This window comes from Paraglaciecola aestuariivivens, assembly GCF_052983255.1.
This window is the reverse complement of record NZ_JBRKBA010000009.1, coordinates 100,388-113,852: the sequence shown is the minus strand read 5'-3', so window position 1 is coordinate 113,852 and position 13,465 is coordinate 100,388. Positions and strand designations below refer to the sequence as shown.

Here is a 13,465-nt window from a genome sequence, read left to right as displayed (position 1 = left end):
TAAGCACCCTAATAGTTACTAAAACTTGGGTTGTTGGTTTACTGATTTAGTCGGCTAGTATCACCTTAAATTTCATTTTAGGTATATTGCTCTCTAGCTCTTTAATTAAATCAGTGGTTTGCATAGCCAAACTTTCTTCGGCTAATTGCTGATTAATTTGGTTTTTTTCTACTTGCTTAGGGGCGTGTGACAACATAGAAAGTATGCTGTGTTTAATCTGCTCTTCTAGACTAACCTCATTCGCTTCTAAGGTTTGTCTGTTAGTATTAGTGTCTTCATTTAGCAAGCTCGCCATAGACAGCGGAGAGACAGCTGCAGCACCTAAAGAAAAGGCTAAAATAGCCATAGATGTTAAAGATGTTTTCATTTTGTTAACCTTAAGTTTAGTAATGTTATAAAAATAGTTTGTATTCGTTATTTTTAGTTTCTTCTAAATGTTAATCTTTAATTATTAAGGATTTATTTCTAGAAGTGCTGATATTTTATACGCCTTATAGATTGCAGTTAAATGACATTTTGTATTATTATTCATTAGAAAAACTAATGTGAATAGATGCCTGTAACCGCCCAGACTTAGTTGACTTAAAATGAATCGAAGATTACCCCCATTAAACTCGCTGAAAGCCTTTGAAGTGGCGGCAAAACATTTAAGTTTTACCCGTGCCGCCGATGAGCTATTTGTTACCCAAGCGGCAATTAGCCATCAAATAAAAGCCCTTGAAGAATTTTTGTCGATGAAATTGTTTGTGCGAAAGAATCGTGCACTTTTTTTAACCGAAGAGGGGCAAGGTTATTATTTAGACTTAAAAGAAATCTTTCAGTCTCTATACGATGCCACTGAAAGGTTAGTAGCCAAAGGGGGCAAAGGGGCAATTACTGTAGCATTGCAAACTAGTTTTGCTATTCAGTGGTTAGTACCTCGAATTAGCCAATTTAGTCAGCTTAACCCCGAAATTGATATTCGGATTAAAGCGGTAGATGGTAACGAAGGCTTTTTAACCGACGATGTGGATGTGGCGATTTATTTTGGTAAAGGTAAGTGGCCAGGTTTAGTGGCCGATAAACTGCATACAGAATACCTTACCCCTATGTGTTCACCCCTATTGTTTCAGGGTGACACGCCTTTAGACACCTTAGACGATTTAGGCAAGCATAGGTTATTACACGACTCTTCACGTGAAGCCTGGCAAGAGTGGATCAAACATTTTAATGTGTTAGGGGTGAATGTTGACCATGGTCCGATTTTTAGTCATTCAATGTTAGTGCAGCAAGCCGCCGCGCTAGGCCAGGGTATTGCACTTGGGCACAGTGTTTTAGCGCGCCCAGAAATCGAAGCGGGTCGATTAATTTGTCCGTTTGAAGAAAAACTGATCACCAAAAATGCCTACTATTTAGTGTGTCATCAATCCCAAGCCGATCTCGGTAAAATTTCAGCCTTTCGAGAATGGCTTTTAGACGAAGTAAAAGAAGAACAAATTGACCAAGATTTTAATTAATAGCGCCGAGCGCCCCTTAGCTAATTTTGTGTTTGCTCATGGCGCAGGAGCCGGCAAAGACCATGAATTTATGCAAAGTGTGGCGCTAGGTTTAGCCAAACGCCAGATCAATGTGCTGCGTTTTGACTTTGATTATATGCAGTTAGCACAGCAATTAGGTAAAAGACGACCACCAGATAAAATGGACAAACTACAAAATCAATTTAAAGCAGTATTGACTGAATTAGATTCTAATTTACCTGTGGTAATTGGTGGCAAATCTATGGGCGGAAGGGTAGCTAGCCTGATTTTAGACGATACTAATGCTTGTGCTTGCATATGTATGGGTTATCCGTTTCATCCGCCTGGTAAGCCCGAAAAGCTACGTACTGCACATCTAAGTGAGGTATCCCGCCCTATGCTTATTTTACAGGGCGAGCGAGATACCTTTGGAACACAACAAGAAATTGCCCATTATGATCTTGATGCCAAGATACAAATTAAGTATTTAACCGATGGTGATCATAGTTTTAAGCCACGCAAAGCTTCGGGTTTATCCTTAGCTGAAAATATCGAGCTGGCAATTGAGCAAAGCGCACAATTTATTCAAAAAGTCTGCCAAGATTAAAGCAGATACTAGCAAGAGAGAATATATGAAGGTTTTATTAGGCATAGCGGCCGCTAGTGCCATGATTTCAGTGATTTTAGGTGCCTTTGCTGCCCATGGTTTAAAAGGGCGTATAACAGACACTTTATTGCAGGCATTTCAAACTGGCGTGCAATATCAGATGTACCACAGTTTAGCGCTAATTTTATTAGTGATCTTGTATCGTCTGATGCCCCATGTGTTAGTGATCTACAGTGCGGGTTTTATGTTGGCCGGTATACTTTTATTTAGTGGCAGTTTATATGTATTAGCTTTGACCCAAATAAAGTGGTTTGGGCCTATTACCCCAATTGGGGGGCTGTGTTTAATTATTGGCTGGGCACTACTAGTGCTTTATGCCTTTAAAGGAGTGGAATAAATGGCGGGACTATTAGCCTATTGCCGCAGTGGCTTTGAAAATGATCTTGCCAATGAAATTCAAGCTAAAGCCGCCCAGCTTGAAGTATTTGGTTACCCTCAAGCCAAAAAGCATAGTGGCTTTGTGCTGTTTAACTGCTATCAAACCCAAGATGCTGAAGTCTTAGCTAAAAAATTAGCCTTTAATCAAATGATTTTTGCCCGCCAGCAGTTTGCTTGTATGCAAGTCATAGAAGACATGGATGTAGCTGACCGCATTAGCCCTTTGTTGCAAGCTTGTGAAGATTTTCCTTTGTGTGGCGAGTTAAGGGTTGAATACGTTGACACTACTGAGGGACGCGAATTGTCTAAGTTTTGTCGAAAAATTAGCGTGCCATTGCGCCAAGCTTTACGTAAAAAAAATAAGTTAACCAAAAAAGACCAAGCCAATAAGCCTGTGATGCATGTGTTTTTTACACGTAATAATTTTGCATATTTAGGTTATTCCTTCAGTAACAACAATTCACCTTTACCCTTGGGAATTTTACGGCTTAAATTTCCCTTTGATGCGCCTAGCCGTTCTACGTTAAAACTTGATGAAGCTTTTCAAACTTTTATTCCTAAAGAAGAACATGAGGCTCGCTTACAAGGAGGTTTACATGCAGTTGATTTAGGCGCATGCCCTGGTGGCTGGACTTATCAACTGGTGAAGCGAGGTATGTTTGTTGAAGCGGTAGACAATGGCGCCATGGACGAAGCATTAATGGAAACCGGGCAGGTCACCTATTGCCCAGAAGATGGATTTAAATTTAAGCCCAAGAAAAACAACATCTATTGGTTAGTTTGCGACATGATAGAGCAACCTCAACGAGTGGCTAAATTAATGGCAGAGTGGGTGGCAGATGGGCGCTGTAAAGAAGCCATGTTTAACCTTAAACTGCCGATGAAAAAACGTTATGAATCTATGCAAGATGCATTGACGATCATTGAAAATGTTATGCAGGCCCAGCAAGCTGGGAAATATCTGATCCAAGCCAAACATCTGTACCACAATAGAGAAGAAGTGACAGTACATTTACGCTTGGCTTAGAAACAAGTGAAATTTTTAGCAGTATTGCAAAAGTCATAATACACTAGCCTAATGCTGCCTTAATGGCTGTTAATCTAATTGGGTCTAACTAGAGGATGACTGATGGATTATATTATTTCACTGCTATATGACCCCACTGCTTGGGCAGCATTTTTAGCCTTAACGGCCATGGAAGTAGTGCTGGGGATTGATAACCTGGTATTTATTTCAGTGGTGTCAAATAAATTACCAGAGCACCAAAGAGCCAAAGCAAGGCGTATAGGTATTTCAGCGGCACTGATACTTAGGTTGGGCTTGTTAGCTATAATTGCATCAATAGTTAAGCTGACTTATCCCATTGTTGAATTATTTGGTCATGCTTTTTCTTGGAAAGATGTGATTTTAATTGTTGGTGGGTTATTTCTAGTGTGGAAGGCCACCACAGAAATTCATCATATAGTGGATCCCGAACCTGGGCCAGACTCACTTAACCCTAAAGTGGCCACTAATGCCGTTGCCTTAGTGGTAGTCCAAATCTTAATTTTAGATATAGTCTTTTCACTCGACAGTATTATTACCGCTGTGGGCATGACCACTCATATTCCTATTATGGTGGCGGCGGTAATTATCGCTGTATTATCTATGTTGTTAGCCGCAGAGCCCTTAGCAAAATTCATTCATGCTAACCCAAGTATTGTAATGTTAGCCCTAGGTTTTTTATTGTTAATAGGAACCACCTTAATAGCCGACGGTTTTGGTGCCCATCTGCCTAAAGGCTATATTTATTCAGCTATGGCATTTTCAGTGTTAGTGGAAGGGTTAAACATGCTCGCTAGGCGCGCTCGCACTAAGGCAAATTAATTCTCTCACAGTAAAATAAGGGCGATATTTGACAGCTTTATTGATTAAAACTGTCAAAATTCGCCCCTTGTTTATTTTAGTTATTTAAAAGTTGAAGCTAACAAAGCCTTGGCTTGCTGGCGGGGTAAACAGCTAGCCAGTGGAGCCGCGCTAAACTTTTGTTTACTTACCTCTAGTGGGGCAGTTTGGTGAAGATTTTCCTTATGTTGCACTGCCACTTTACAGGTGATGCTTGCTTGATTTTCACTATAGATTAATTTAACCGATTCACTGCGGTGAATTAACTGTTTGTATGGATAGTTTTGGTTGCTATAGATCTTGTTTAACTTAGCTTGAGCGACTGAGATTGTGCTAAGTGTAGTGATTAAGCTAGCTGTAATTAAAATGTATTTCATGATGCTTTCCTTTATTGCTGTTGGTAAAATCAAGAATAGACACTAGACAACAGCCAAACAAACGATATAAATTTAGCAATAGTTAAGAAAAACTTAATTAGTGGGCCTGTTTATGCAAACCTTACCTTCATTAAAGTCGTTGCAATTTTTTTGGGTGGCAGCGCAACAAAAGAGCTTTAAATTAGCGGCAGAGCAACTTTTTGTTACTCAGGCCGCGGTAAGTCAACAAATTCGCTTACTGGAAGGCTATCTGGGGGTAGAGTTGTTTGTACGCTCGGTTAAACAGACCTTACTAACCCGTGAAGGTCAGCAGTTATTTCCGCATATAGATTTAGCGTTTAAAGAAATGCAACTAGGGGTACAAAAGGTCAGTGGAGATATGCGTCCTAACATCTTACGTATAACTGCCTTACATTCTTTTACCTCGTCTTGGTTAATTGAGCATCTGCCAAATTTTCAAGCTCAGTTTCCCGAGCTTATGGTGCAATTGATGCCTTCAAATGAGCTGGTTAACTTTCAACAAACTGAAGTGGACTTAGCCATTCGTATGGGGCGTGGTGGCTACGCAGGGGTGCAAGAAAAGCAAATCATGACCGACCAATTGGTTTTAGTGGCCAGCCCCTTAGCGCTAGCCAAGATAGATAAAAGCCAAGCTGCTGAGGTATTTAAATTACCTATTATCTACGATACCAGCCCAGCCTTTCCTGAAGCATACCAAGCATGTGCTGAACATTTTGGTGTGAATATAGATGGGTGTAGGTTAAGTATTCAATCAGACAATGCCATGCCATTAATTGACCATGCATTAGCCGGGCAGGGGCTGTTATTAACCAATCAATGTTTAGTAGAAAGGCACCTAAGGCACAAAACCTTAGAAGTAGTGTTAGATTATCGGGTTGTTAGCCCATATTCGTTATATTTAGTCGCGCCAGAGCATCATTTTTCGTTTGCCAAAGTCAAAGCTTTTGAACAATGGTTTGTGCCTACAGTGACAAAAAGCTTTAAGCATGATTAGTGAGTTTAAAAAGGGCAGTGAATGACAATGCTGCCTAGCTTAATGCCAAAAGTCAGAATATTAATAAAACATTCAGCTTAGGGTTGTTAACAGTAAATCCAGATTTATCAGGCTTTGTTGTGCAGAGGGAAAAGCACCTTGCCGTTTACAGATTAAACGGCAAGGCATTTACTTTTATTGGTCGAGAGGAATATTAAAATCTTCTGATAACTCAAAATCGCCTTCTACTTTGGCGACTTTGTCGTCAACAAACTTAATGGTGAGCTCTTTACGGAAGTCTTCGCCACGTTTTTTCATGCCGCGCTTCATTTGATAAAGGTAATACCAAGTATCATGATCAAAGGCGTCTTCGAGTACAGGTTTACCTAAAACATAAACTACTTGTTCTTTGGTCATGGCGATCCTAAGTTTTTTTACATCCTTAGCATCTAAAAAGTTACCTTGCGGCACATCAATTCGAAAAATCCAATCAGCGCAGGCCGACAACATAACAGTAGTGGTTAATACCAACAGTAAATTCTTAAACTTCATTTTTACTCGATTCAGTGACAGTAATGGCAGTATTTGGCATTTGTTGTTGTAACAACAATAAAAACCAACACCTTGTTCATTTATGGCAAGCATCTTACCAGTCGCGATAGCGCAATCAATGCCTAATTGTTATGAATTACTGATTTGTAACAATTCTCTGGCATTTGCCATAGCAGACTCAGTAAGAGTATCGCCAGCTAATAGACGTGCCAACTCTTCAATTCGTTCACTTTCTTGTAAACAAATCATATGAGTTTCAGTGGTTTTTTTGTCGCTAAACTTAGTCACAAACATTTGATTGTGGGCTCTAGCGGCCACTTGCGGTAAATGGGTAACACAAATGACTTGGGCTTTTTCACCTAATTTTCTTAGCAATTGACCTACAACTGAAGCGGTAGAGCCACTTATACCAGTATCTACCTCATCAAAAATCATGGTGGCAATGTCATTGTTGCTCGAGCTAATTACTTGAATGGCTAAGCCTATTCTAGATAACTCACCGCCCGATACTACTTTTTCAAGGTTATCTAAGGCTTGGCCTTTATTGGTTGAAACAACAAATTGTACTGCGTCTAAGCCTAACTTATGTGGCGCAGCTTGTGGGTTGTGCAGTACTTTAATCTCAAACACTGCGTCAGCCATATTCATTTGTCGAATGTGCTGCTCAACTTGTTTAGCAAAATGTTTGGCTTGCTTTTGCCTTGAAGTGCTCAAGCTTTTGGCGGCTTGTTGGTATTGCAACTCAGTGGCCTGCAGCTGCTCTTTTAGTTCGGTTAGCAAGCTATCGTCTTTTACTAATTCACTGTATTCAAGGTGCAGCTGTTGGTGCAGGTCGTATAAGGCTTCTGGCTTTACATTGTGTTTACGCGCTAAATCGAGGGCTTGAGAATAGCGGGCTTCTACATTTTGCATACGCATAGGGTCAATTTCTAATTGCTCTGTGTAGTTGCGTAATTCATTAGAGGCTTCGTCAATTTGAATGCTGGCTTCGGATAACAGGTTTACAATAGGCGCTAAGCTTGGATCATGCTGTTGTAATTCAGTTAGTCGATCTAAACTATTTTGCACTGCAGAAAGGGCATTAAACTCATCGGCCTCATACAGTTGATGGAAACTAATTTGGCATTGCTCTAACAAAGTTTGGCTATTGCTGAGTTTTTTATGCTCAGATTCTAATTCACTAAATTCTCCCTCAGCTAAGGCAAATTCATCTAATTCTTGAATTTGATAGGCAAGCAATTGGCTGCGATCTTGCCTTTGTTGTTGGCCCTCTAATAAGGCATTATATTGATTTTGTTGGTTTTTTAACTGTTGGTATTGCTCAGCAACGGCCGTTAACAATTTAGGGTGTTCGGCAAATTGATCTAATAATTGGCGCTGATTTTCACTTTTTAAAATGAGTTGGTGTGCATGTTGACCATGGATACTCAGTAAAAATTGACCTAAATCTTTTAATTGTTGTAAAGGAACGGGGGTGCCGTTGATAAAGGCCTTTGAACGTCCTTCGGCCGAAATGACTCGTCTAATAATCACTTCGTGGTTATCTAACAGTTCGTGCTCTGTTAACCATAGTCGTGCACTGTTTAATTGCTGAATATTAAAGCCAACACTAACTTCTGCTTTATCTGCGCCAGTACGTACCATGCCGCTGTCGGCTCTATCGCCTAAACATAATCCTAAGGCATCAACCGAGATTGACTTACCCGCACCGGTTTCGCCGGTTACAGCGGTCATGCCTTGACTAAAATCTATATCTAGACTTTTTACTACGGCAAAATTTCGAATCGATAGATGAGTTAACATGAATGACGCTCCAATAAAAACAAAGACTGGCTTTATATACAGTAACTGTAAATATAACCAGCCTTTGATTGGCTGTCTAGCATTGAAATGAAATAATTAAACTTTAGCCTTAATAAAGTTTGCTGCCCCAACCTAGTTTAGTGCGTAAAACATTGAAATAATTATAATTTTTAGGGTGAATTAAAGACAGTCTAGCGGGGTTTTTAGAAATAATAATTTCGTCACCAGGCAAAACAGTTAACACAATATGACTGTCGCAACTCACTTGAAGATTGTCTTTGTTTTCTTTTGATACTTTTAGTTTTACCGTGCTATTGGCATCTACTACTATGGGGCGACTACTCAAAGTGTGCGGAAACATAGGGACCAAAGCCAAGGCATCTAAGTTGGGAGTGAGAATAGGGCCACCACCAGACAAAGAATAAGCCGTTGAACCAGTAGGTGTGGCAACAATTAAACCGTCTGAACGTTGACTAAACACAAAATGGTCATCCAGATAAACTTCAAACTCCATCATATGCGCCACTTTGCCGTGATGCAGTACCACTTCGTTAACTGCTGAGTCTTGGCTTTGTATTTGCCCGTCTCTAAAAACTTCTACTTCTAATAAAAAGCGTTGTTCAATTTCGCATTCTTGTTCAAAAATGCTATCTAATTGGGGTTCAAAGTCGTCTGGATTAATGTCGGTTAAAAAGCCTAAGTTGCCGCGGTTTACCCCAAGTACTGCCACATTGTATTCAGCCAATACTCGCGCAGCCCCAAGCATATTGCCATCACCACCTACCACTATGGCTAAATCGGCTAGTTGGCCAATTTCGTCAATACTGAAGGTTTCAAAACCTGTGGTGTTTAAATCTTGGGCAGTATGGGTTTCAACCAGCACTCGGCAGCCTCGTTTAGTTAAATATACCACTAATGCTTTTAGGCTTAACGTTGCGCCTTGATGGGCTTGTTTGCCAATTAATCCAACCGTTTTAAACTTCATTTAACCAATTTCTAAGAATTCGCGGAAATGCAGTATAACCAGCAGCATAGAATAAAGTCATGCCTTTCTAAGATTATTAACGCTTAAATTAGATTTCACTCGTGTAGTGAATAACGTTAAGATTTGGTTTTTATGTTCACAGAACTTTGTATAAAAAAGGCGTTAAATGGGCCCATTGATGTTAGATGTGTCGGGTTTTGAGCTAACCGCAGAAGAATCCGAAATACTCGACCACCCGCTAGTAGGTGGAGTAATTTTATTTTCACGCAATTATCACGATCAAAAACAACTGGCTGAGTTAGTTCAGCAGCTTAGGCAAGCCGCACTAAATCCGCTTATTATTGCGACCGATCACGAAGGTGGGCGGGTACAGCGATTTAGACAGGGGTTTAGTCGTATTCCAGCTATGGGCAGTATTGCCACTCAAGCGCCAAAGCGGGGCTTAAGTGCTGAGCACACGGCTTTTCAATGTGGATGGTTAATGGCGGCAGAATTGCTGGCCTTTGATATTGATATTAGTTTTGCCCCAGTATTAGATATTCATGGCATATCTGAAGTTATAGGCGATAGAAGCTTTCATCAGCAACCAGAGGTGATAGTGTCTTTAGCCAGTCAGTTTATTCAAGGCATGCATAAAGTGGGAATGCGGGCCACAGGTAAACATTTTCCTGGGCATGGTAATGTACTCGAAGACTCGCATATTGCTATGCCCATAGATAAGCGTGCTAAGCAGGCCATTTTTGATTTAGATATGGCAATTTTTGCCGCCATTCACCAACAAGGCTTATTAGATGCAGTGATGCCGGCTCATGTGATTTATCCTGCAGTAGATGAGTTGCCTGCTGGTTTTTCGTCTGTGTGGATCAAACAAATTTTACGCCAACAGCTGGGCTTTAACGGGGTGGTATTTTCAGATGACTTGTCCATGCAAGGTGCTGTACAAATGGGCAATATAGTTGATCGCGCCGAACTAGCCATAGCCGCAGGCTGCGATATGGTGCTGGTGTGTAACGATCCTAAAGGGGCGGTGCAGGTTATAGATGGCTTGCCTAAAGATATTCAGATTGAGCCTGCGAGTTTAACTCGAATACAAACTTTAAAGCATCAACAACATTTTGATTTTTCTGAGTTAATTAAAAGCCAAGCTTATCAAGATGCTCAACGTACTTTAGGCCAGTTTTATGCTGAATAATAATAAATTAATTGTCTTAGCCTTGCTGTGTTCGGGGCTGTTGTATGGCGTTTTGTTATCGGTTAACCAGCCGCATATGATTGCTGCCACCGCTGCTATTACTTTGTTTGTAGCTATGTTGTGGGTAACTGAAGCGCTACCTATACCTGTTACTTCTTTGATCCCGTTTTTTGCGTTTCCCATGGCTGGGGTATTAACCCATAAAGAATCGGCTTCGGCTTTAGGTAGCCATGTGATTTTATTACTTATGGGCGCCTTTATGCTGTCCAAAGCCTTAGAAAAATCTAATGTTCATAGCCGCTTAGCTTATTACCTAGTTAATATAACTGGGGGCAATAGCGCTAAGCGTTTAGTCTTAGGTTTTATGTTAACCGCTGCCATATTAAGTATGTGGATCTCTAATTCAGCCACAACCTTAATGTTGTTACCTATTACCTTAGCGGTTTTGCAACATGTTAAAGATCCCAAGCTAACCATAGCCATGTTATTAGGTATTGCCTATGCCGCTAGTTTAGGTGGGGTAGGAACTCCAGTAGGTACTCCACCTAATATCATTTTTATGAGTGTGTATCTAGAAACCCAAGGTAAAGAAATTAGCTTTTTTGAATGGATGAAAACTGGGGTGCCTATAGTACTAATTGGCATTCCTGTTATTGCATGGTGGTTAACTCGCAATTTACAAAATACTCAATCTTATGTGTTACCTCAGTCAGGGCAGTGGACATCAGCCGAAAAGCGGGTGTTGATCACCTTTGGCTGTGTGGCCTTGGCTTGGATGTTTAGACCGTTTTGGACGAACTGGCTGAATATGCCAAACATAGGTGATAGCAGCATTGCCTTGGCCGGTGTGGTGTTGATGTTTTTAATTCCCAATGGAGAGCCTCAAGATAAACCTAAACCTAGCGATAAAACGCAAAAGTTTGGTGAAGTGGCACAAAAATTCAGTGAAAACAAATTACTCGATTGGCAGACCGCAGTGTCTATTCCTTGGGGTATGTTGTTGTTATTTGCAGGCGGGATCTGCATAGCCAAAGCCTTTACTGCATCGGGGTTAAGTGGGCTGTTAGGCGAAGCCCTAACTGGCTTGTCTGATTTACCTGTACCACTATTGGTATTGAGTATTTGTTTATTTGTGACTTTTTTAACCGAAATCACCTCAAATACTGCCACTGCTACTTTGCTTATGCCAATTTTGGCCGCGGCAGGTGTAGCAGCAGGCATTGATCCTGCGTTAATGATGATGCCTGCGGCTATCAGTGCTAGCTGTGCATTTATGTTACCTGTGGCTACTGCGCCTAATGCCATAGTGTATGGCATGGACAAGTTTAGTATTAAAACTATGGCAAAAGAGGGTTGCGTGCTAAATGTTATGTTAGCGGCAATTATTACCTTGGTCAGTTGTTTTACTTTACAGTAATTTAAAGCGGCTTAATCAGCCGCTTCAGTTTCAAGTTCTTCATCAGGCTGTGGCCATCTAAAGCGATGAATACGCACTATCATGCCAAATAAAGGGTGATCAAAATAATGCACTTGTTTGCTGATCACTCGTCTTAACTGGTTAAAGTTTACACTTTGTAAATAAGCCTCAGCAGAGGGCTGAAGCAATGGCTCTTGGGTAGTGTCATCGCCTATATTGGCATCTTGCTCGGGATAAATCGGTTGTCGATAATCAAAGTTACCGTCAATGTGTAAATAAGGCACTCGGCCTATACGTCTTAAATAAACTGTGAGTAGGCCATCGAGTTGCCAAATATCGCTAACAGACTGGTTGCTGGTGTTGCTTGGGTTTTTAGCCTCAACTGGGTTGGCATGCACTCTAAAATCAATGGGTGCGCGCTCTGATAATGCCTGCTCTATTTGACTTATCAAATCGGGCTCTTTTGTTGCTAGCTCAGCTAAAATCTCAGTGTTTTCTACTTCTAATGGCTGTGCTTGTAAGCCCGTTTCGCTGTCTTGTGGTAAAAGTTGCTCAAACAATATGTCTGTTTCTGATCCTGCTTCTGTTGCGGGCGCTAGCTCTGTTTCTAGCGCTTGAGTCACTGCCAAAGGGCGGCCATTAAGATCAAATTCATTGGCATAATTTTTACCAGCAAAGAGTCGAAAGCTTTGCGCATTGTCTCGCCCAAATTCTACTTGTTGTCGCCAACTTAGATGCAAAATGGGTGAAATATCTCGTTGTTTTTTAATGCTATTAAATAACTTTTGCATTCTAAATGTGTCGCTAGGTAACAAAAAGGCTGGGCCTTTTTCTAACCACTCTATGCCGTTTATGGTCACTGGTACTGTATCTAACCATAAGTCTGGCTGCTGGTTTGGTGTTGCCGACTCAAACTCAACTGTATGGCTTAGCTCAGGCAAAGTTAAGATAGGATCGATTTGTTCACTATAAGCACAAGGTAACTGACTGGGTATTTGCCATTCTAACCAGCTAATTTGAATGGGTGGCCTAGCTTTTTCGGGCGCTGGCTCATCAATGGGCTCAGCTTGGTTGGTTTCGGTAAGCTGTGGTTCAAGCTCTGTCGCTTCAGTATCAGTGATCTGCTGTTCTTGCGGTGCTATCTCTTGAAGTGCTGCCTCATGGCGTGCTGTTTCTTGTGGTACTGTCTCTAGCGAGTTTAGCGCCTCTGGGTTAGAAGCAAGTTGTTCGCTTGGTTGGCTTGTTGGCTCTGTAGAGGTTAAGTCCAAGCCATGCTCTTGTTGCTGTATTTCTTGGCTGATGCTCGCTAACCCTTGTTCTACAAGGACTTGATTATCTGTATCTGTCGGCTCTTGAATTACTTCATCTTGTGCAACAGGCTGTGGAAAGGCAAAGTCTTGTTGCCTTTTTTGCGCTTGCTCTTGTCTTTTTGACGTGCGGCAGTAGTCTAAACCCGCCAGTAAATAACTAATATCAGGTTTTAAATAGGGGGTTAATAAATCCGTTGCTTCAGCTTGAGGCGGTAAAAAACTTGAGGCTGCAAATTGCTCCAAAATTTTACTTGGATCGAGATGCCGCTCAAATAAAATCACTTCTACATCAAACCACCACTCTTGTTCAGCGGTTTGCGCCGTGGCACCCAAACAGATGCTGGCAACCGACAAAGCCAGGCTAGCTTTTTTCAAAAAAGTACCAAATGATCTAGGTCTAGGGCTTGAT

The 13,465-nt window shown here is 41.1% G+C and carries 14 protein-coding genes; 8 read left to right on the top strand and 6 right to left on the bottom strand.

Going from position 1 to position 13,465, the window contains the following annotated elements; genetic code table 11:
* Window positions 1–46: 46 nt before the first annotated feature.
* The gene (locus ACVCDT_RS13585; protein ID WP_447133328.1) at window positions 47–367 is read right to left on the bottom strand and encodes a hypothetical protein; all 321 of its coding nucleotides are present in this window, start codon (window positions 365–367) and stop codon (window positions 47–49) included.
* A 220-nt stretch (window positions 368–587) separates the two neighbouring features.
* On the opposite strand from ACVCDT_RS13585, the gene ACVCDT_RS13580 reads away from it, so the two are divergent.
* The 5 genes from ACVCDT_RS13580 to ACVCDT_RS13560 all read left to right on the top strand — a co-directional run bounded on the left by ACVCDT_RS13580 (window position 588) and on the right by ACVCDT_RS13560 (window position 4,408).
* Complete coding sequence (locus tag ACVCDT_RS13580) at window positions 588–1,496, top strand: transcriptional regulator GcvA (RefSeq protein ID WP_447133327.1); 909 nt, start codon at window positions 588–590, stop codon at window positions 1,494–1,496.
* Window positions 1,477–2,103 (top strand): alpha/beta family hydrolase, encoded by a 627-nt coding sequence (locus ACVCDT_RS13575; RefSeq protein WP_447133326.1) that lies wholly within the window; start codon window positions 1,477–1,479, stop codon window positions 2,101–2,103. The genes ACVCDT_RS13580 and ACVCDT_RS13575 overlap by 20 nt, the downstream gene beginning before the upstream one ends.
* Window positions 2,104–2,128: 25 nt before the next feature.
* A complete protein-coding gene (locus ACVCDT_RS13570) occupies window positions 2,129–2,500 on the top strand; it encodes a DUF423 domain-containing protein (protein ID WP_447133325.1) in 372 nt (123 codons plus the stop codon).
* On the top strand, window positions 2,501–3,568 hold the full coding sequence (gene rlmM, locus ACVCDT_RS13565) for a 23S rRNA (cytidine(2498)-2'-O)-methyltransferase RlmM (protein WP_447133324.1): 1,068 nt from the start codon (window positions 2,501–2,503) through the stop codon (window positions 3,566–3,568). It begins immediately after the preceding gene.
* A gap of 102 nt (window positions 3,569–3,670) precedes the next feature.
* A complete protein-coding gene (locus ACVCDT_RS13560) occupies window positions 3,671–4,408 on the top strand; it encodes a TerC family protein (RefSeq protein WP_447133323.1) in 738 nt (245 codons plus the stop codon).
* 80 nt (window positions 4,409–4,488) lie between these two features.
* Here the strand turns inward: ACVCDT_RS13560 and ACVCDT_RS13555 are convergent, their stop codons facing one another.
* Window positions 4,489–4,803, bottom strand: a complete 315-nt coding sequence (locus ACVCDT_RS13555; RefSeq protein ID WP_447133322.1) for a hypothetical protein — start codon at window positions 4,801–4,803, stop codon at window positions 4,489–4,491.
* Window positions 4,804–4,915: 112 nt separating this feature from the next.
* Here ACVCDT_RS13555 and ACVCDT_RS13550 point away from each other — a divergent pair, with 112 nt between their 5' ends.
* On the top strand, window positions 4,916–5,818 hold the full coding sequence (locus ACVCDT_RS13550) for a LysR substrate-binding domain-containing protein (RefSeq protein ID WP_447133321.1): 903 nt from the start codon (window positions 4,916–4,918) through the stop codon (window positions 5,816–5,818).
* A 174-nt stretch (window positions 5,819–5,992) separates the two neighbouring features.
* Here ACVCDT_RS13550 and ACVCDT_RS13545 read toward each other — a convergent pair whose 3' ends face one another.
* From ACVCDT_RS13545 to nadK, 3 genes are all read right to left on the bottom strand, one after another.
* The gene (locus tag ACVCDT_RS13545; RefSeq protein ID WP_447133320.1) at window positions 5,993–6,349 is read right to left on the bottom strand and encodes an outer membrane protein assembly factor BamE; all 357 of its coding nucleotides are present in this window, start codon (window positions 6,347–6,349) and stop codon (window positions 5,993–5,995) included.
* Between the two features lie 129 nt (window positions 6,350–6,478).
* Window positions 6,479–8,152 carry a DNA repair protein RecN gene (gene recN, locus ACVCDT_RS13540; RefSeq protein WP_447133319.1) on the bottom strand — a complete coding sequence of 558 codons (1,674 nt, stop codon included), beginning with the start codon at window positions 8,150–8,152 and terminating at the stop codon, window positions 6,479–6,481.
* Between the two features lie 109 nt (window positions 8,153–8,261).
* Window positions 8,262–9,137, bottom strand: coding sequence for an NAD(+) kinase (nadK, locus tag ACVCDT_RS13535; protein WP_447133318.1), 876 nt, complete (start codon window positions 9,135–9,137; stop codon window positions 8,262–8,264).
* A 166-nt stretch (window positions 9,138–9,303) separates the two neighbouring features.
* Between nadK and nagZ the strand changes: the two genes are divergently transcribed.
* Together nagZ and ACVCDT_RS13525 are read left to right on the top strand one after the other, a co-directional pair.
* Complete coding sequence (nagZ, locus tag ACVCDT_RS13530) at window positions 9,304–10,329, top strand: beta-N-acetylhexosaminidase (RefSeq protein ID WP_447133317.1); 1,026 nt, start codon at window positions 9,304–9,306, stop codon at window positions 10,327–10,329.
* Complete coding sequence (locus ACVCDT_RS13525; protein ID WP_447133316.1) at window positions 10,319–11,746, top strand: SLC13 family permease; 1,428 nt, start codon at window positions 10,319–10,321, stop codon at window positions 11,744–11,746. The genes nagZ and ACVCDT_RS13525 overlap by 11 nt, the downstream gene beginning before the upstream one ends.
* A gap of 11 nt (window positions 11,747–11,757) precedes the next feature.
* Here the strand turns inward: ACVCDT_RS13525 and ACVCDT_RS13520 are convergent, their stop codons facing one another.
* Window positions 11,758–13,431, bottom strand: coding sequence for a CsiV family protein (locus tag ACVCDT_RS13520; protein ID WP_447133315.1), 1,674 nt, complete (start codon window positions 13,429–13,431; stop codon window positions 11,758–11,760).
* Between the last annotated feature and the right edge of the window lie 34 nt (window positions 13,432–13,465).

What these genes read in the sequence shown, in the direction of transcription:
- ACVCDT_RS13570 (WP_447133325.1), top strand. Translation starts at nt 2,129, where the DNA reads ATGAAGGTTTTATTAGGCATAGCGGCCGCTAGTGCCATGATTTCAGTG.
- nagZ (WP_447133317.1), top strand. Translation starts at nt 9,304, where the DNA reads ATGGGCCCATTGATGTTAGATGTGTCGGGTTTTGAGCTAACCGCAGAA.
- ACVCDT_RS13555 (WP_447133322.1), bottom strand. Translation starts at nt 4,803, where the DNA reads ATGAAATACATTTTAATTACAGCTAGCTTAATCACTACACTTAGCACA.
- ACVCDT_RS13525 (WP_447133316.1), top strand. Translation starts at nt 10,319, where the DNA reads ATGCTGAATAATAATAAATTAATTGTCTTAGCCTTGCTGTGTTCGGGG.
- ACVCDT_RS13580 (WP_447133327.1), top strand. Translation starts at nt 588, where the DNA reads ATGAATCGAAGATTACCCCCATTAAACTCGCTGAAAGCCTTTGAAGTG.
- nadK (WP_447133318.1), bottom strand. Translation starts at nt 9,137, where the DNA reads ATGAAGTTTAAAACGGTTGGATTAATTGGCAAACAAGCCCATCAAGGC.
- rlmM (WP_447133324.1), top strand. Translation starts at nt 2,501, where the DNA reads ATGGCGGGACTATTAGCCTATTGCCGCAGTGGCTTTGAAAATGATCTT.
- recN (WP_447133319.1), bottom strand. Translation starts at nt 8,152, where the DNA reads ATGTTAACTCATCTATCGATTCGAAATTTTGCCGTAGTAAAAAGTCTA.
- ACVCDT_RS13560 (WP_447133323.1), top strand. Translation starts at nt 3,671, where the DNA reads ATGGATTATATTATTTCACTGCTATATGACCCCACTGCTTGGGCAGCA.
- ACVCDT_RS13585 (WP_447133328.1), bottom strand. Translation starts at nt 367, where the DNA reads ATGAAAACATCTTTAACATCTATGGCTATTTTAGCCTTTTCTTTAGGT.
- ACVCDT_RS13550 (WP_447133321.1), top strand. Translation starts at nt 4,916, where the DNA reads ATGCAAACCTTACCTTCATTAAAGTCGTTGCAATTTTTTTGGGTGGCA.
- ACVCDT_RS13545 (WP_447133320.1), bottom strand. Translation starts at nt 6,349, where the DNA reads ATGAAGTTTAAGAATTTACTGTTGGTATTAACCACTACTGTTATGTTG.